The organism is Pseudomonas sp. LPH60 (assembly GCF_030718165.1).
Taxonomy (GTDB): domain Bacteria; phylum Pseudomonadota; class Gammaproteobacteria; order Pseudomonadales; family Pseudomonadaceae; genus Aquipseudomonas; species Aquipseudomonas danubii.
On record NZ_JAVAJH010000012.1, the window covers coordinates 65,093 to 82,141 of the forward strand.

Annotated in this window: 17 protein-coding genes and 1 pseudogene; 11 read left to right on the forward strand and 7 right to left on the reverse strand. The window is 66.2% G+C overall.

The features are described from left to right. Window positions 1-16: 16 nt before the first annotated feature. The 4 genes and pseudogenes from Q8O96_RS30230 to Q8O96_RS30240 all read right to left on the reverse strand — a co-directional run bounded on the left by Q8O96_RS30230 (window position 17) and on the right by Q8O96_RS30240 (window position 3,929). Window positions 17-757 (reverse strand): alpha/beta fold hydrolase, encoded by a 741-nt coding sequence (locus Q8O96_RS30230; protein ID WP_250329997.1) that lies wholly within the window; start codon window positions 755-757, stop codon window positions 17-19. Between the two features lie 155 nt (window positions 758-912). After that, the gene (locus tag Q8O96_RS31405) at window positions 913-1,776 is read right to left on the reverse strand and encodes a methyl-accepting chemotaxis protein (protein WP_371826215.1); all 864 of its coding nucleotides are present in this window, start codon (window positions 1,774-1,776) and stop codon (window positions 913-915) included. Then, window positions 1,768-2,529, reverse strand: a pseudogene (locus Q8O96_RS31410) (MCP four helix bundle domain-containing protein); the annotation flags it as partial. The gene Q8O96_RS31405 and the pseudogene Q8O96_RS31410, both read right to left, overlap by 9 nt. Before the next feature lie 200 nt (window positions 2,530-2,729). Next, window positions 2,730-3,929: an MFS transporter gene (locus Q8O96_RS30240; protein WP_102861765.1), complete on the reverse strand. Its 1,200-nt coding sequence runs from the start codon at window positions 3,927-3,929 to the stop codon at window positions 2,730-2,732. Between the two features lie 135 nt (window positions 3,930-4,064). Here Q8O96_RS30240 and Q8O96_RS30245 point away from each other — a divergent pair, with 135 nt between their 5' ends. The 9 genes from Q8O96_RS30245 to Q8O96_RS30285 all read left to right on the forward strand — a co-directional run bounded on the left by Q8O96_RS30245 (window position 4,065) and on the right by Q8O96_RS30285 (window position 12,804). Beyond that, window positions 4,065-4,691: a TetR/AcrR family transcriptional regulator gene (locus Q8O96_RS30245; RefSeq protein WP_207166293.1), complete on the forward strand. Its 627-nt coding sequence runs from the start codon at window positions 4,065-4,067 to the stop codon at window positions 4,689-4,691. Window positions 4,692-4,698: 7 nt separating this feature from the next. Further along, a complete protein-coding gene (locus Q8O96_RS30250; RefSeq protein ID WP_305950021.1) occupies window positions 4,699-5,859 on the forward strand; it encodes a YiiX/YebB-like N1pC/P60 family cysteine hydrolase in 1,161 nt (386 codons plus the stop codon). A gap of 65 nt (window positions 5,860-5,924) precedes the next feature. Continuing rightward, entirely contained in the window at window positions 5,925-6,293 is a 369-nt protein-coding gene (locus Q8O96_RS30255) for a VOC family protein (RefSeq protein ID WP_305950022.1), read from the forward strand. Window positions 6,294-6,350: 57 nt separating this feature from the next. Further along, complete coding sequence (locus Q8O96_RS30260; RefSeq protein ID WP_102861767.1) at window positions 6,351-6,812, forward strand: cysteine hydrolase family protein; 462 nt, start codon at window positions 6,351-6,353, stop codon at window positions 6,810-6,812. 115 nt (window positions 6,813-6,927) lie between these two features. Beyond that, complete coding sequence (locus Q8O96_RS30265; RefSeq protein ID WP_207816279.1) at window positions 6,928-7,380, forward strand: hypothetical protein; 453 nt, start codon at window positions 6,928-6,930, stop codon at window positions 7,378-7,380. A gap of 57 nt (window positions 7,381-7,437) precedes the next feature. Then, window positions 7,438-8,343: an alpha/beta fold hydrolase gene (locus tag Q8O96_RS30270; protein WP_305950023.1), complete on the forward strand. Its 906-nt coding sequence runs from the start codon at window positions 7,438-7,440 to the stop codon at window positions 8,341-8,343. A 76-nt stretch (window positions 8,344-8,419) separates the two neighbouring features. Beyond that, the gene (locus Q8O96_RS30275) at window positions 8,420-8,893 is read left to right on the forward strand and encodes a hypothetical protein (protein WP_102861770.1); all 474 of its coding nucleotides are present in this window, start codon (window positions 8,420-8,422) and stop codon (window positions 8,891-8,893) included. Window positions 8,894-8,908: 15 nt separating this feature from the next. Continuing rightward, window positions 8,909-10,351 carry a TIGR01777 family oxidoreductase gene (locus Q8O96_RS30280; protein WP_102861771.1) on the forward strand — a complete coding sequence of 481 codons (1,443 nt, stop codon included), beginning with the start codon at window positions 8,909-8,911 and terminating at the stop codon, window positions 10,349-10,351. A 14-nt stretch (window positions 10,352-10,365) separates the two neighbouring features. Next, entirely contained in the window at window positions 10,366-12,804 is a 2,439-nt protein-coding gene (locus Q8O96_RS30285) for an alpha/beta hydrolase (RefSeq protein ID WP_305950024.1), read from the forward strand. A gap of 15 nt (window positions 12,805-12,819) precedes the next feature. Here Q8O96_RS30285 and Q8O96_RS30290 read toward each other — a convergent pair whose 3' ends face one another. Further along, window positions 12,820-13,803: a GlxA family transcriptional regulator gene (locus Q8O96_RS30290; protein ID WP_115580571.1), complete on the reverse strand. Its 984-nt coding sequence runs from the start codon at window positions 13,801-13,803 to the stop codon at window positions 12,820-12,822. Window positions 13,804-13,895: 92 nt separating this feature from the next. Here Q8O96_RS30290 and inhA point away from each other — a divergent pair, with 92 nt between their 5' ends. Then, a complete protein-coding gene (inhA, locus tag Q8O96_RS30295; RefSeq protein ID WP_102861774.1) occupies window positions 13,896-14,582 on the forward strand; it encodes an isonitrile hydratase in 687 nt (228 codons plus the stop codon). A gap of 21 nt (window positions 14,583-14,603) precedes the next feature. Here inhA and Q8O96_RS30300 read toward each other — a convergent pair whose 3' ends face one another. Together Q8O96_RS30300 and Q8O96_RS30305 are read right to left on the reverse strand one after the other, a co-directional pair. Continuing rightward, a complete protein-coding gene (locus Q8O96_RS30300; RefSeq protein WP_102861775.1) occupies window positions 14,604-14,948 on the reverse strand; it encodes an antibiotic biosynthesis monooxygenase in 345 nt (114 codons plus the stop codon). 25 nt (window positions 14,949-14,973) lie between these two features. After that, window positions 14,974-15,606 carry a LysE family translocator gene (locus Q8O96_RS30305; RefSeq protein WP_102861776.1) on the reverse strand — a complete coding sequence of 211 codons (633 nt, stop codon included), beginning with the start codon at window positions 15,604-15,606 and terminating at the stop codon, window positions 14,974-14,976. 87 nt (window positions 15,607-15,693) lie between these two features. Here Q8O96_RS30305 and Q8O96_RS30310 point away from each other — a divergent pair, with 87 nt between their 5' ends. Continuing rightward, the gene (locus Q8O96_RS30310) at window positions 15,694-17,019 is read left to right on the forward strand and encodes a PLP-dependent aminotransferase family protein (protein WP_305950025.1); all 1,326 of its coding nucleotides are present in this window, start codon (window positions 15,694-15,696) and stop codon (window positions 17,017-17,019) included. The last annotated feature ends 30 nt before the right edge of the window (window positions 17,020-17,049 follow it).

Genomic DNA, 17,049 nt, shown 5'->3' on the forward strand with positions numbered 1-17,049 from the left:
AGCATGTCTGTAGCCGCTAGGAAAGCGCGGCTACCGGTTGCAGGTGGCGCCGGCGGTGCACTTCCAGGTGGCCCTTGATCAGGCTCAGCACCTTGGTTTCCTGTTCGTGGATGAAGAAGTGCCCGCCCGCGAGCATGTCCACGGAAAAGCTGCCGCAGGTTTCCTGGCTCCAGCCAATCAGTTGTTCGCTGGTGGCGCGGTCGGTCGTGCCCCCCAGCACATGCACCGGGCAATTGAGCAACGGGCGCTGCAGCGGGCGAAAACGCCCGCACAGCAGGAAGTCGGCCCGCAGGATCGGCAAGGTCAGGCTCATCAGTTCCTGGTTGGCCAGCACCTCTTCGCTGGTGCCATTGAGGGTGCGCAACTGCTCGATCAGCTGTTGGTCAGTCTTGGTCTCGGCAAACCCTCGGTCGTATTCGCTGCGCAAGGTCGGTGCCGCTGTCCCGGAAGCGAACAGCGCCACCGGTTCCGGACACCCCAGGGCGCGCAGGGCGTGGGCCAGCTCACAGGCCAGCAAGGCCCCCAGGCTGTGGCCGAACAGGGCATAGGGCGCGCGCAACGTGCTCTGGAGTTCCCGGGCAAGCTGCATCGCCAGCACCCGCATGTCGGTGTGCAGGGGCTCGGTGTAACGGGCGCCGCGCCCGGGCAGTTCCACGGGTGTCAGGTGCAGCCACTGAGGCAGCTTGCGCCGCCAGCGGCTGTAGACCATGGCGCTGGCGCCGGAATACGGCAGGCACAGCAGGTTCAATTGGGTCACGGTTTATCCCTCGACAGATGATCTGTTAAGGAAACGCAGTGCAAGGCGGAGAAATTAGGACGCGCTCGCCCCCGGCAAGCGGACGGCAACCCATGGGCCGGCGCTAACCGGTTGTCTGCGACGCCGCGTAAGCGTGGCGAGCCGGTCCAAGGTGCTCATAGCTGGAAGCGCTGGACCTGGCCATGCAGGTCTCCCGCCAGGCTCGCCAACTGGTCGCTGACGCTGGAAGTCTGTGCCGCGCTGTCGACGTTGTGTGCCGCCACGTCGCGAATCGCCAGCAGATTCTGATCGACTTCCCGGGAAACCTGCGCCTGTTGCTCTGCGGTGCTGGCAATTGCCTGGTTCATTTCGTTGATCTGAACGATGCGCTCGGCAATCTGCGCCAGCACCCCGTCAGCCTCCAACGCCTTCGCATTACTGCGCTCGACATACTCATTGTTCGCGACCATCGCCTGCACCGCCTCACGGCTGGTGGCCTGAACGGAGGTGATCATGCCTTCGATTTCCGCAGTGGAGCTCTGGGTGCGTTGCGCCAGCGCTCGGACTTCGTCGGCGACGACGGCAAACCCTCGCCCCTGCTCGCCTGCCCGGGCAGCCTCGATGGCCGCATTGAGGGCCAGCAGGTTGATCTGTTCGGCAATGGCGCGAATCACTTCCAGCACTCGGCTGATGGACAACACTTCATCGGCCAGCCGCGTGATGGTGCCCGAGGTCGTCTGCAACCGCTGTCCCAGCTGTTCGATGGTGAGGCAGGTCTGCCCCACCTGTTCACGCCCTGAACGGGCCTCGCGCTGCGCATCACGGGTGGAGTCGAAGGTCAGGTTGGCGTTGCGAGCGACCTGATCCACCGCCAGGGACATCTGGTTGACCGCTTTCGCGGCCAGCTCGATTTCCTGGTTCTGCTGGCTGATGCCCTGTTTGTTGCTGGTCGCGGTCACACGCAGCCCCTGGGCTTGCTTGTGCAATTGCGTAGCGCTGGCCTGAATCGCCTGCAAGGTATCGCGCAAGGTGTTCTGCATGCTCTGCAGCGACAGCTGAACCTGACTGATCTCGTCGCGACCGGCGACCTTCACCGGCTCACGCAAATCCCCCGAGGCGGTGCGGGCCACCGTCTTTTGCAGGCCATCCAAACGCTGGGTAATGCTGCGGCTGAGCAACCACGCAAAGCCGCCACCGCCACACAGGAGAATCAGCAGCAGTCCCCAGGTGAACAGCACATTGTTCTCGTAGACCCGCTTGCCCTGTTCGTAACTGCGAGACGACTCCTGCAGTTGCACGGCAATCAGTTGATTGAAGTCCTCTGACAGCGGATCAATCACCGGATACAGTTCCTGGGCGGTGAACAGCGCCAAGCCGGCCTTGTCTTCGCTGCCGAGCAAGGTCTTGAGCTTCTGCAATGGCTGCTTGGCCTGGACCATCAAGGGCTCGATGCGCTCGATCAGGCGCACCTCTTCATCGATCAGCAACGTGGCCTTGTAGGCCTTCCAGATGTCCGCGATCTGCTGCTCGGCCTCCTCCACCTGCTGCCGAGCTTCCTTGAATGACAAGCTGCCATTGCGGGCCTTGTGGCTGCTGTCGACGATATTCACCGCGTACAGATCAGCCACCTGCTTCAAGTCCCGCAAGGGCACCACACGATCCAGATAGACGCTGTTGAGCCGCCCCAGGACCCCCTCTACCCCCAGCAGACCCGAAACCCCTATCGCCAGGCTGCCCACCAGCATCAGAACGATAAGAACGATGAGCCGTGCTCGTATGCTGAAATAGTTCATGTGCAATCCCCGGCCAGAAAAAACGCGGCCGCGACGCACAGGTCAGGCAACGTGGGGCAAGTATGGTCGGGAAATACCCCCCTCGCCTGGCCGGATGAACGCACCGTCCACGCTCAGGCGCACGCCAGCAGGAGGCGCCCGCTCAGGCCGCACGCTTGCTGGTGGTTTTGAGGCGACGTCGGATTCAGCTGACGTCGGACTCAGGTGGCATCCGGCTCAGGGGCATCGCGCATCAGGCGTCGATAGCTCTGCAACGCCGCCCCCAGCACCACCGCGCCGCCGCCCAGGGCCAGCCAGAAGCCGCTGCGGGCGCCGAAATGGTCCACCAGGAACCCGGACCCCGCTGCCCCCAGGGCCACGCCAATGCTCAGGCCGGTGACCAGCCAGGTCAGGCCCTCGGTGAGCTTGGCCGGGGGCACGATGCGCTCCACCAGGGCCATGGCGACAATCAGGGTCGGGGAGAAAAACAGCCCGGCGACGAACACCGCCAGGGACAGGCCAAAGACATTGCTCGCCCAGAGCAGCGGCAAGGTGGCCAGGGCCGTGGCGATACCGCCGTACATGAACAGCCGGGGCAAGGGCGTAGCCAGTTTCAGCGCGCCGAAGGCAATGCCCGCCAGGCACGAGCCGATGGCGTACACCGAGAGCACGATGCTCGCCGCCGCCGGCTGCCCCTGGTGCTGGGCAAAGGCCACGCTGACCACATCCACCACGCCGACTATGGTGCCCATGGCCACCATCAACAGGATCAACAGGCGGATTTCAGCGGAGCGAATGATCGAGCCCGCATGCCCCTCCTCGTGGGGGTGCACCGGCGGCTCGGTGCTTTTCTGCATGACGAACACACTGACCCCCAGGGCCAGCATCAACAGCGCGGCCAGGGGCCCGGCCTCGGGGAACAGCCCCACGCACAGGCCCACCGACACCGGGGGACCGATGATGAAGCAGACCTCATCGAGCACCGACTCCAGGGCGTAGGCGGTCTGCAACTGCGGCTGGCCACGGTACAGCTCGGTCCAGCGGGCGCGGACCATGGCCGACATGCTGGGCATGCAACCGGCCAGGGCGGCGCAGATGAACAGAGTCCAGTGCGGGGCCTGCAAACGCGTGCACAGCAGCAGCGCCAGCAAGGCACCGCCTCCAAGGCCCGCGGCCAGGGGCAGCACCCTGCCCTGGCCGAAGCGGTCCACCCAGCGGGACACCTGGGGCGCGCAGAAGGCCGTGGCCAAGGCAAAGGTGGCCGCCACGGAACCGGCCAGGGCATAACCGCCATGGAGCTGCGCGAGCATGGTGATCAGGCCGATGCCGGTCATGGAGATCGGCATGCGCGCGATCATGCCGGCCAGGACGAACGCCCGACTGCCGGGGGCCTTGAACAGTTCGCGATAGGGGTTTGCCATTTACAACGACTCCTTGGGGGGCTGCAACTTGCCACAAAGTGCTCGCGCAGTAAAAATACATACGCCGCGTATGTCAAAAATCATGTAAACATACGCCGCGTATGTCAACCCACCCTTTGTTGGAGAACTGTGTTCATGAGCCGCCGCCCTCGCGCCGAGATGATCGAAGCCACCCGCGCCAGGCTGATTGCCAGCGCGCGCCAGGCCTTTGCCCGCCTGGGCTATGCCAAGACGTCCATGGACGACCTGACCGCCGAAGCCGGACTGACCCGCGGCGCGCTGTATCACCACTTCGGCGACAAGCAGGGGTTGCTGGCGGCGGTGGTGGAACAGATCGACGGGGAAATGGATCAACGCCTGGAGGCCATCTCCAGCGAGGTTGCCGATCCCTGGGAGGCTTTCTGCCAGCGTTGCCAGGCCTATCTGGAGATGGCGCTGGAGCCGGAAATCCAGCGCATCGTCCTGCAAGACGCACGGGCGGTGCTGGGGGACGTCACCCAGGCCGGCGAGGATCAGTGCATCGACACCCTTGGTGCCCTGCTGAGCCGGCTGATCCAGGAGCAGGTGATCGAACCGGCGTCGCCCCAGGCCCTGGCGCGATTGATCAACGGCAGCCTGGTGGAGGCCGCACTGTGGATTGCCAATGCACCGCAACCGGCACAGAAACTCGAAGAAAGCCGGATGGGCCTGCAACTGATCCTGCGGGGCTTGCGCCGCGACAATCGCTCGCCGAGCGCTGACACCACGCCTGCCTCGGAGTGACAGAACCATGGACAGCTTGACCCGACGCCCTGCCCAACCAGCCTCCTGCTGTTTTCTCCTCGATGTCTCGAAACTGCAGGTGGGCGACATTCTGCTCAGCCGCAACGATGCACTGCAAAGCAACCTGATCCGTTCCGCCACCGGCTCCGGATTCAGCCACGCGGCGCTGTTCGTACACGACGGGGGCGTACTGATCGAGGCCATCAAGACCGGGGTTAAGCTGAGTTCGATGCTGGGACGCGCCGCTCTCACCCGGGCCAGCATCAAGGTGCTCAGACTCAAGGAACAGATAATCCTGGACAAGGCCCGACTGGCCAGCGTCGCCAAGTCCCATGTTCACAAACGCTACTCGCTCAAAGGCGCGCTACTGACCCAGATCGCCACTGCTCGCGCCCCAACCGCCGATGAAGACCGGCTCTTCTGCTCGCAGTTGATCGCCTCCGCTTTTGCCCAGTGCGGGGTCCCCCTGAGCGGGCAACCTGCGCACTTGATGACCCCGGGAGACCTCGAACGCAGCGATCTGCTGGTTGATGTCACCGACTCGGTGATCATCCACAGCCAGGTCGCCGACCTGCTGTCAGTGAGTTTTATCGAACAGCACCAGGAACAGGACCTGAGCGACTTCTTTCACCAACTGAACATGAACATCGCCACGCTCACCCAACAGGCCTGCCCCTTTATCAAGCCGCTGAAACTGCGCTCACTGACGGATATCTGCGTGGCTCTGAAAATGGGCGACATGCTGTTCGCCCCCCAGCAACTCGACGAACTGGCCCAGGCCTTCAGCGAAGCCGTTGGCGACCGCCTGGAACACTTTCACCTGCGCTTTTGCAGCGAGCACCAAGGCTCGTTCCAACAGCCGCAGTTGATGCGGCTGTTTATCGACGATCCGCGTACCACCCGGGAACAACTGCTGGCCCAGCTGGACTTTCTGCAACACGCCGTCCATGCGCACCGCGCCAGCATCCGGGTCCGTCGGCAGCAGATTGAGGAGTCCCGGCAACTGGACCTGAAGCTGGCCGGCCATCCCTCATTTGCCATCGTCCGCAAGGTCGAGGACTTCTTTGCCCTGGCACTGGAAACGGAGCAGGCCCTGTTGCAGTCGGCCAGTTCCGGCGCCGAGCTGATTCGCCAGCATCTGTCCAACAGCGAGGCGCCCAGCCACTGACATGGCCGGCGGATCGAGCGCATCCGCTGAATACCCAAACCTCTTTATCTGATGGAGCAGGTCCCATGCCCGACTCTCCGATCATCGCCGTGATGATCCACGCCGCCGACTGGCGCGCCGCCACCCTGTGGTACGCCCAGGCCTTTCCCAACGCTCGCCGGGTGCTGCACGAGCCGGATGATTTCGGCCATTTGCAGCTCGATGGCTTGTCCCTGGAAATCGTCCCCAGCGACGCCAAGGTGGGCCAGGGCCCGGCGGGCACAGTGGTGTACTGGCAGGTCAGCGACCTGTCCGCCGAGGTGCAACGCCTGGTGGCCCTGGGCGGGCACCTGTATCGCGGCCCCCTGGCCATCGAAGGCGGTGAATGGATCTGCCAGGTGCAGGACCCCTGGGGCAACTGCATCGGCCTGCGCCAGCCAGCGACGCTCGCCTGACGTGTTAACTGGCGGCACACTGACGAGCTTTTCACCCGAGCCCCAAGGAGAAACGGCATGCATCAGGTGCTGCTGATCATTGATGTGCAACCCTGTTTCAACCCACCGCCATGGCTGGTGGAAGGCATCAACGCACTGCTGGGACAGATGCCCTCGGTGGCCACGGTGGAACGCCATGATGAAAGCCGCACGCCCTTCGCCCGGCAACTGGGCTGGCAACCGGCGGCGGACGACCAGAGCCTGGTGGCCGCCGATAAGGTTTTCATCAAGCACGGCTATGGGCCAACGGCAGAGATACTCGACTACCTGAAAAGCCTCTGTCCCGAACGCGTGCTGGTGTGTGGCATCCAGACCGACACCTGCGTGCTGGCCGCCGGCTTTGCCCTGTTCGATGCCGGATTGCAGCCGACCCTGCTTACCGACCTGACGGTGGGTTCATCCCTGGACCGCAGCGGCGGCCTGGGTATTGACCTGTGGCGACATCACTTCAAGCACCTGATCCGCAGCGACGAACTGTAGAAGCCGGCGTGCCGGCGAAGGCAGTGTGAGGCCATCGATACGCCAGGTGCCAAGCAGCGCTAGACTCCGCGCCTGCGCGCCGTTCGCCTACCAAAACGCAAGTGACTCCCCACCCATGAAAAAAATTGTCGCCCTGCTTGCCCTGTTGTTCTGCAACCCCGCCTTGTGCGCCTCGTTCAGCGATTCGCCCGAAGCGCTGGTCCGGCAATTCATTGCCGACTATCAGCAGTGGAGCGACAGGGCCAGCGCCCGCCAAGCGGACAACGCGCCCCTGCAATCGATGGATCTGGCACAGCAGGAGTACGCCCAGTTGCTGACCAAGTTCTGCCTGCCGGGCTTTCAGGGCCAGCCCATTGCCTTCAGTTCCCCGGCCAGCCACGGCACGGCGTACGAGCAGATCCTCTCCAGCAGCCGAACCGCGGATCGCGCGCTAGTGAAAACCCGGGCAATCAGCCCCGGCGAGGGCTTTGCTGCCGATTACCACTACCACCTGATCTTCAGCGGCCAGCGCTGGTACCTCAGCGAGGTGTTCTACGTCGACCAGGACGGCCAGTACGAGTCGCTCTAGATCAGCCGTAACCGTTTTGAGCTAGGGTGTTTCAAGTCACCGAACCCCGGAGCCACCATGCCCAGCTCAGCCACCCTGCATCAGGTCACGACCCCCAGCCTGCACCTTGCCTATGAAGCACACGGCCCGACCACTGGCGAGCCGGTGATCCTGCTCCACGGTTTTCCCTACGACGTGCGGGCCTACGACGAGATCGCCCCGCCCCTGGCCGAGCGCGGCTATCGGGTCATCGTTCCCTACCTGCGGGGCTACGGCCCGACGCGCTTTGTCAGCGAGCAGATCATGCGCTCCGGGCAGCAGGCCGCCCTGGCCCGGGACCTGCTGGATCTGATGGATGCACTGCAGTTGCCCCAAGCCACCCTCGCTGGCTACGACTGGGGCGGTCGCGCCGCCTGCATCGTCGCCGCCCTGTGGCCGCAGCGGGTCAAGGGCCTGATGAGCGCCGACGGCTACAACATCCAGGACATCCCCGGGGCCTGCGAACCCAGGGCGCCAGAGACCGAGCACCGGTTGTGGTACCAGTACTACTTCAACACCCAGCGCGGGGTGGATGGGCTGACGGCCAACCGTCGGGCCTTCTGCGAGCTGTTGTGGCGCCAGTGGTCGCCGACCTGGAAGCAGGGACCGCAGTGCTATGGCCTGAGCGCGCCGTCCTTCGACAACCCGGACTTTGTCGAAGTGGTGATCCATTCCTACCGCCATCGCTTCGGCTACGTACCCGGCGACCCCAGCCTGGAAAGCATCGAGCAGGCGTTGCAGGCACAACCGCCGATCCAGGTGCCGACCATCGCCCTCTGTGGCGCCGACGACGGGGTCGGCCCGGCCACCGAGCCGGACCCCGATATCGGCCTGTTCAGCGGGCCCTATCAGCGCAGTATCCTGCCCGGTGTCGGCCATAACCTGCCCCAGGAAGCCCCGCAAGCCACCCTCGACGCGCTGCTGGAGTTGCTCCAGAACGCCTGAGAAGAGCTGCAGGCTGCACGCCATGCCGGGGAAAAATCGGTACACTTCGCGCCTTTGATCCCCCACAGGACATGGAATGTTACCCGCCACGACTTCCCCCCGGCCCGGCCTGCGCCGGGCCCTGGTGCTTTGGCTCTACGCTGTCGGCGCCGGCCATCTGCTGGCCGGACTGCTGCTGACCTGGGCCGGCCACAGCGGCCTGTTCAACGACTACCTGGCCAGTATCGAACAGGCCTTCTGGGGCGCCGCCGCACCGGCGCCGGCCCGGGCCCAGCAGGTCTGGTGGCTGGGCCTGTTCGGCGCCACCCTGCAAAGCTATTCGTTATACCTGCTGGGCCTGGTGCACCTGGGCAACCGCCTGCGGGCACCGGCGGCCTGGGCCTGGCTGATGGCCGGGATCGTGCTGTGGGCGCCCCAGGACATGTGGCTGTCGTGGCAGATGAACATGACCGCGCACCTGTGGATCGACAGCTTCGCCCTGCTGGTGCTGCTGCCACCGTTACTGTGGCTGCAGCGCCACGACCGCCGTACCTCTCGTCTTCCCTCGTAAAAGGACTTCACCATCGTGGCTGATTTGCCAATCCTGCAGTGGGCCATCGCCCTGTTGCTCGCCCAGGGCGTGCTCGGCGCCCTGGACACGATCTACCATCACGAACTCACCGTGGCCCTGCCGCAACGCCACGGCGCGCGCAAGGAGCTGGCGATCCATGCCCTGCGCTCGTGCTTCTACGGCGTACTGTTCATGGGCATTGCCCACCTGGCGTTCCAGGGCATCTGGGCGCTGGTGATCGCCGTGCTGTTCGCCCTGGAAATCGGCCTGACCCTGTGGGACTTCGTGGTCGAGGACCGCAGCCGCAAGCTGCCGGCCATCGAACGCATCATGCACACCGTGCTGGCGATCAATGCCGGGGCCTTCTTCGCCCTGTACGGCCTGCAACTGCTGGAGTGGTCGCGCCTGCCCAGCGCCTTGAGCCCTATCGATCTGGGTTGGCAAGGCTGGGCCCTGAGCCTGTTCGCCGTCGGTGTGACGGCCTCGGGGATTCGTGACGGCCTGGCGGCGTTGCGCTTGCAACGCCAGGGCCAGGGCGCCAATCCCTTTGCCGGCGGTGCCGGCAAACGGGTGCTGGTCACCGGTGGCACCGGCTTTATCGGTGAAACCCTGGTCAACCAACTGCTGGATGCCGGGCACACCGTCAGCGTGCTGGCCCGCGATCCGCTGCGCGCCGCCTACCTGTTCGACGGTCGTGCCCGCTGCCTGCGCTCGTTGAGCAAGCTGGGCCATGGCGAGGCCTTCGACGTGATCATCAACCTGGCCGGCGCCCCGGTGGCCGGGCCGCGCTGGTCGGCCAAGCGCCAGGCGCAACTGTTGGCCAGCCGGGTCGGCACCACCGAGGCCCTGCTCAACTGGCTGCAACACGCACAGCACAAGCCGGAGCTGTGGATCCAGGCGTCGGCCATCGGCTTCTACGGGGTGCGCGACGCCAGCCAGAGCCTGGATGAAAACGCCGAGCGCGGTGAAGGCTTCATGGCCGATCTGTGCGCGCGCTGGGAGTCCTCGGCGGAACCGGCCACCCGTTTCGGCGTGCGCCAGGTGGTGCTGCGCCTGGGCATCGTGTTCGGTCCCGGCGGCGCCTTGAAACCCCTGCTGCTGCCCTTCCATTTCGGCTTTGGCGGACGCATGGGCGATGGCCAGCAGATCATGAGCTGGGTGCACCGCGACGACGTGTTGCAGGTGATGGCCCGGGCGATGAACGACGCGTCCCTGTCCGGCACCTACAACATGGTGGCGCCGGAAGCGGTGAGCCAGGGCACCTTCGCCACCACCGTCGGCAAGGTGCTCAAGCGTCCGGTGTGGCTGCATGTGCCGGCCGCGCCGGTGCGGGCCCTGGCCGGAGAAATGGCCGAGCTGTTCTTCGACGGCCAGAAGGTGGTGCCCGCGCGCCTGCTGCAGGCCGGCTACCGCTTCCGTTACCCGACCCTGGACGCGGCCCTGCGCGACCTGACCTGAGCTGAGGAATGCCCATGAGCAAGCCCCTGTTGTACCTGCTGGCGGGCAATGGCAGCGCCGCCGACTGGTGGGACGATGCCCTGCCGCACTTTCAGCGCTATCAGGTGCAGCCGCTGGAACTGCCGGGCTTTGGCGACAATCCGCTGCCTCCTTGCAATGACCTCGGCGAATACGCCGAGGCCCTGCTGGGCATGACGGCGCCGGGCAACGCGATTGTCGCGGTGGGGGTCAGCGCGTTGATCGTGCTGCACGCCCTGCAACGCCGCCCCGGGCATTTCTCGCGCAGTGTGCTGCTGTCGCCGGTGGGGGCCTTTCTCTGGCAACGGCGCCTGCCGGCACTGATGTCGCCGCTGCCGGCGCGCCTGCTGATTCATGGCTTGCTCAGCCATAAACCGACCCTGTTCGCCGGCAAGTTCTCGCGCCAGCCATGGACCCAGGAGCAATACCAGCGCATGGGCTCGGGCTATGCCCGCTGCCGGGCGTTCGTGCCGCTGTGGGAACAGCTGCGGGCCGACACCGCGCTGCCACTGCTGGAGTGGATCAAGGACCCGGTGCACCTGGTCTGGGGCGACCAGGACCGGCTGCTGGGGATGGCCCAGGCTGCGGCCTGGTCGGCGATCCTGGCCCGGGCCGACCTGCGGATCAGCCTCAAGCCGGGCTGGGGCCATTACCCCTGGATCGATGCGCCGACGGCGTTCGTCGACTGGCTGGAGTCCGGCGACCCGGGTTTCGTCGCCCACACCAAGGGCGGCCGCCTGCGCCTGGCAGAACTGGCCGGCCAGCCGGTGCCCAGCGCCCTGTCCCTGGACAGCGCCGGCGACCCGCGCTTGCCGGCCCTGCTCGCCAGCCAGCCGCAGGCCTTATGGGCGGTACGCTCTTCCAGCTACGGCGAAGATCAGGCCGACTCGGCCAATGCCGGGCTGAGCACCACTTACCTGCGGGTCGCCAGCACGGACGTGCCTGCGCGTATCAGCGAGCTGCGGGACGCCGGCGTCGAGGAAGTGGTGGTGCAGCGCTTCATCCAGCCGACCCTGTCGGGGATCGCCTTCGTGCGTCATCTCGCGGTGGAGCTGGAGTGGGTCGAAGGCCATCTGGAAAGCCTCGCCGACGGTCAGGTCAGCCCCCAGCGGGCGGTGCTCTCGCGGCTGGGCAGTGCCTGGGAAAGTGGCCACTTCGCCAGCACCCAGGGACTCGACGCCGGTGCCTTGTGGGACTTCCTGCAAGGGGTGCTGAAGGTCTTCCACTATGTGCCCGGCGATGTGGAATGGGCCTGGGACGGTCAGCAACTGTGGCTGCTGCAGTACCGCCCCATCAGCGACTACGGCTGGCGCCGGCACCTGACCGCAGCCAATATCGCCGAAATCCTGCCGCCGCAACCCAGCCGCTTCGTCGAGTACGGCCAGCGCCGGGCAGCGGTGAGTATCCCGGCGATCATGGCCCGCTGGGACAGCCGGGTGCTGCAGGACAACGAACCCTTCACCGCGGTGTTCGGCGGGGCTTCCTACATCAACAACGACCTGTTCCTGGCGCGCCTGGCCGACTGGGGCCTGCCCTCCTCCAGCTACGCCGGGGAAGTCGGTGGCGCCACCCCGGAGCTGCCCCTGCGCCCGCTGCGGCTGCTGCGCTCGCTGCCGCGTTTCCTGCGCATGCAGCACGTTGCCCGAGGCCATCTGCTGACCCTGGAACGCGGCCTGCGGCGCTTCGATGACGAGTTGGCGCAGTTGCATCAGAGCGCTGCCAACGGCCAGCAACTGGCGGACTGGTTCAGCCGTTTCTATGTGTTCGTGGTGCAGGGCAACCTGTGCATCGCCACCGCCCTGGCCAGCAGCGGCGGCGCGCTGCTGGGGCGCCCGCCCACCGCCTACGACAACCTGGACCACAGCCCCCATCGCCTGCCCTGGGAAACCGACCCCGGCACCCCGCGCCCGCCCTGCACCGAGTTGCCGCTGCAGGCTTTCCCGCACTGGAGCCCGGCCATCACCCTGGCCCACCGCCTGGGTTTGCCGGGCATGCGCGGCTACTACCTGCAAGTGCGCGAGTGGTACCGGGACAACCTGATGCGGATCTTTTTCCGCCTGCACCACGCCGTGCCCGAGGCCGATCGCGGCTACTGGTTCGCCCCCCACGAGCAGCCGCGCAGCCGCGGCGGCAGCTTCTGGCAGGACGGCCGCGAAGGCAGCGAGCAGGCCGCGGGCTTCATGATCTATCCGGGGCAGGTCCAGGGCGTGCTGGGGGTCGATATCCTCCTGGAAGACACCCTCGATCCCGGGCGCCACGCTCACTACCAAGCGGCCCGGGCCGTGATCGCGCGCATGGGTGGGCGCCTGTCCCACGGCTCCACGCTACTGCGGGAACTGCGCAAGCCGTCGGCGGTGCTGCCGCAAGTGGACACGGCCTGGGTCGGCCGCGAAGTGCTGTATAGCGACGGCCAGCTGAGCCTGGTCGAAGGCTGAACCGCGCCCCCGGGCTCAGACCTGCTCGGTGCTGGCAAAACGTTCGCGATAGGCCTGGGGCGTCACCCCCAGGGCCCGCAGCAGGCTGCGGCGCAGGGTTTCTTCACTGCCAAAACCGCATTGGGCGGCGATGCGTTTGATCGGCAGGCCGGTGTCGGCCAGCAGGCGCCGGGCGGTTTCCACGCGGATCAGTTCGATGGCCCGGGCCGGGGTCTGGCCGGTGTCGGCGCGGTAGTGACGGACGAAGCTGCGCTCGCTCATGCCCGCCTGCTGGGCCAGGATCGGCAAGGTCAGCTCGCGACTGAGATTCTCGGCAATCCAGGCGTGCAAGCCATCGAAACGCCCGCCGCTGTTTTGCAGCGACAGGGTCACGCTGAACTGCGACTGGCCGCCCGGGCGCTTGAGAAACACCACCAGTTGCCGGGCCACATCCAGCGCCGCCTCGCGCCCCAGGTCGGCCTCCACCAGGGCCAGGGCCAGGTCGATACCGGCGGTGACTCCGGCCGAGGTCCACACCGGGCCATCGTTGATAAAGATCGGATTGGGCTCCACCCGCAGCTGCGGGTATTGCTCGGCCAGTTGATCGCAGCGGGTCCAGTGGGTCACCACCCGGCGCCCGTCCAGCCAGCCACTGGCGGCCAGCAAAAAAGCCCCGGTGCAGACCGAGGCCACCCGCCGCGAGGCCGTTGCGCGCTGGGCGACCCAGGCCACCAGCTGCGGGTCCCGAGCCGCCTCGTAGACGCCCCAACCGCCGGCAATGATCAAGGTGTCGCAGGCCACCTCCGGCGCCGGCAGGGCCTCGGCCAGCAGCGCCAGCCCCGATGAACTCAGGGTCGCCCCGCCCGGGTTGGCAATGACCCTGGGGTTGTAGGGCAAGGGCAAGCCCAGGCCACGGGCCCGGTCATTGGCCGAGGCAAACACCTGCAACGGGCCGGTGACATCCAGCAACTGGGCATTGGCGAAGGCCAGGACAAACACATTTTTCGCGGAGCTGGACATGATTGGCGTAAATCGAGGGCAGGTTGGCGTATGCGCCAAATCCTAGAACGCTAGAGTCAAGCCGTCCACCCCACCCACACAAGGAACAGGCCATGACAGTGCAGATAGGTTTTCTGTTGTTTCCAGAGGTTCAACAACTGGACCTGACCGGTCCCCACGACGTGCTGGCCTCGCTGCCCGACGTACAGCTGCACCTGCTCTGGAAGGAAACCGGGCCGGTGATCGCCAGCTCTGGCATGGTGCTGCAGGCCACCACCGGCTTTGCCGACTGCCCGCCCCTGGATGTGCTCTGCATTCCCGGGGGCGCCGGTGTCGGGCCCTTGATGGAAGATCCCCAGACCCTGGCGTTCATCCGTCGGCAAGCGGCCCGGGCGCGGTATGTGACCTCGGTGTGCACCGGCTCCCTGGTGCTTGGCGCCGCCGGCCTGCTGCAGGGCAAGCGCGCCACCACCCACTGGGCCTACCACGAACTGCTGGCGCCCCTGGGGGCGATCCCGGTGCGCGAGCGGGTGGTGCGTGACGGCAACCTGCTGACCGGCGGCGGCATTACCGCCGGCATCGACTTCGCCCTGACCCTGGCCGCCGAACTGTTCGACGCCGCCACCGCGCAGCGGGTGCAACTGCAACTGGAGTACGCCCCGGCGCCGCCGTTCGAGGCCGGCAGCCCGGACACCGCCCCGGCCAGCGTGGTGCAAGAGGCCCGCAGCCGGGCAGCGGATTCCCTGCACAAGCGCCGGGAGATTACCCTGCGGGCGGCTGCCCGACTGCAAGCCGGCTGAGCCGCGCAACGCCTCCTCCCTTCAGGCGCGGCGTACCTGCCCATGGCGATCATTGCTCAGCAACTGAGCAATGGCGCCGTCACCATAAGTGCGTTCGACTTTGGAAATCACCACCTGATAACCGGCGTACCAGCGCCGGTACTGGCGCTTGGCTTCCAGGTGCCTGGGGTGACGGGCAAAGGCCTGGATCGAAGCCTCATCCTCCCAGTAATAACTGGCATTGATCAGCGCCTGATCCGCGCTGGTCCAGGATTGGGCGCCGACAAAGCCCGGCAAGCTGATGGCAATTTCGTCGATCAGCGCGCTGAGGCGATGGAACTCCTCGTCCCGCTGGCCCGGCTTATAGATAAAGGCGGCGATGTACATGCTTGAACTCCGTTGAGGTGATAAGTCAGACCGGCCGGGCCAACAGTGCCAGGCGCAAAGCCAGCGCCAGCAACACCGCCGCCAGCAGCCAGGATTGCAGCCGGGCAAAACGTGCCGTCGTGCCGGAGAAGCTCCGTGTCAGGAGCGCGCCGAAGATCCCCAGGCTGGTGTGAAAGATTCCGCTGACCAGGGTCAGCAACAGTCCCAGGACAACCAGCTGCAAGGCGATGCTGCCGTGAGCCGGCCGGACGAATTGCGGCAGGAACACCATGAAGAACAACAACGCCTTGGGGTTCAGCAGGCTGTTGCACAGGGCCCGGACAAACACCGTGGACAGCGGCACCCGGACGGCATCGACGAGGTTCAAGGCGCCGTTACCCGCCAGGGCTTTCCAGGCCAGCCACAGCAGGTAGGCGACCCCGGCATAGCGGAGCAGATCGAACGCCGGTGGCCAGCTGGCTACCACGGCGGTGACGCCTGTGGCCGTGAGCAGGGTCAGGCCGATATCCGCCGCGCCAATCCCCAACCCCGACGCCACCCCACCGCGCCAGCCATAGGCCACGCCATGGCTGATGACAAAGGCCATGTTGGGCCCCGGCGACAGCAGCAACAGCAACACGGCGCCCAGGAAGATCGACAGAGTGGAAAGGTCCGGCATGTGCGCGCTCCTGCGCAAAAGCCGCTAGATTAGGCCCCCTATCTGATACAAACAAAAAAGTGTTCTAGATACACAAGGTGGCCGAGCATGCGCCGTACCCGCTACAAAACCATCGTCGATCACTTCGCCCAGCGCATCCGCGCCGGCCAGCTGTGCCCAGGCACCCAGCTACCGACGGTTCGGGCGCTGATGGCCAGCGAGCAGGTGGCACTGGCCACGGCGCTGCGGGTCTACCACGAGCTGGAAGCCATCGGCCTGGTGGTGGGCGAGCCCGGGCGCGGCACCTTTGTCCGCGACACCAGCCTGCCCCGGGGCATGGGCCTGGAACAGCACCCCGCCGGCGCCGCCTCGGTGGACTTGTCGTTCAACTACCCGTCCCTGCCCGGCCAGGCGGAAAGCCTGCGCGAGGGCCTGCGGACGATTGCCGCCTCCGGCGACCTGGATGCCCTGCTGCATTCCGCGCCCCAGGGTGGGCGTCCCCATGAGCGCCAGACCGCAGCGCGGCACCTGCGCAACCGCGAGATCCGCGTCGCCGCCGAGCAGGTACTGATCGTCAACGGCGCCCAGCAGGGGCTGGCGGTGAGCCTGCTGGCGCTGCTCCAGCCCGGGGATATCCTGGCGGTGGACGCCCTGACCTACCCGGGCCTCAAGACCCTGGCCCAGGTCCAGCGCCTGGACCTGGAACCACTGCCGCAACACAACGGCCAGATGGACCTCGACGCCCTGCAGGCCCTGTGCCGCCGGCGCCCGGTGCGGGCGCTGTACTGCATGCCGACCCTGCACAACCCGCTGGGCACAGTGATGCCCCTGGCCGAACGTCGACGCCTGGCGCAACTGGCCCGCGAGCATGACCTGCTGCTGATCGAGGACGGCGCCTACGCTTTCCTCGCCGAACCGGCACCGCCGCCGCTGCAGACCCTGGCCCCGGAGCGCACGCTGTACATTTCCGGGCTGTCGAAAAGTGTCGCTTCGGGATTGCGCCTGGGGTTTATCGTCGCGCCGCCGGAGATGATCCCGGCCCTGGAGCGGGCTATCCGCGTGTCGACCTGGAGCACCCCGTCGCTGACCGTGACCCTGGGCTGTCGCTGGATCGAGTCGGGGCTGGTGGACAGCCTGGAAGAGCAGAAGCGCAACGATGCCCGCAGCCGCCAGCAGCTGGCCAGGCGGGTACTCAAGGACTGCGATGTTCAGGCCTGGCCATCGTCGTATTTTCTCTGGCTCACATTGCCTGAAGGCTTGCGAGCCGAGGCCGTGGTGTCGGCCCTGGAGCATCAGGGGGTGACGGTGACTTCGGCAGAACCCTTCGCCACCACCGCTCACGTGCCCCAGGCTTTGCGGGTAGCCCTGGGCTCCATTGGCCTGCCGCTGCTGGAACAGGCCCTGGTAAAAGTCCGCAACGAAGTCACCCGCTGAGCGTGAGCACTCCGGGTTGCGGCCAGCACA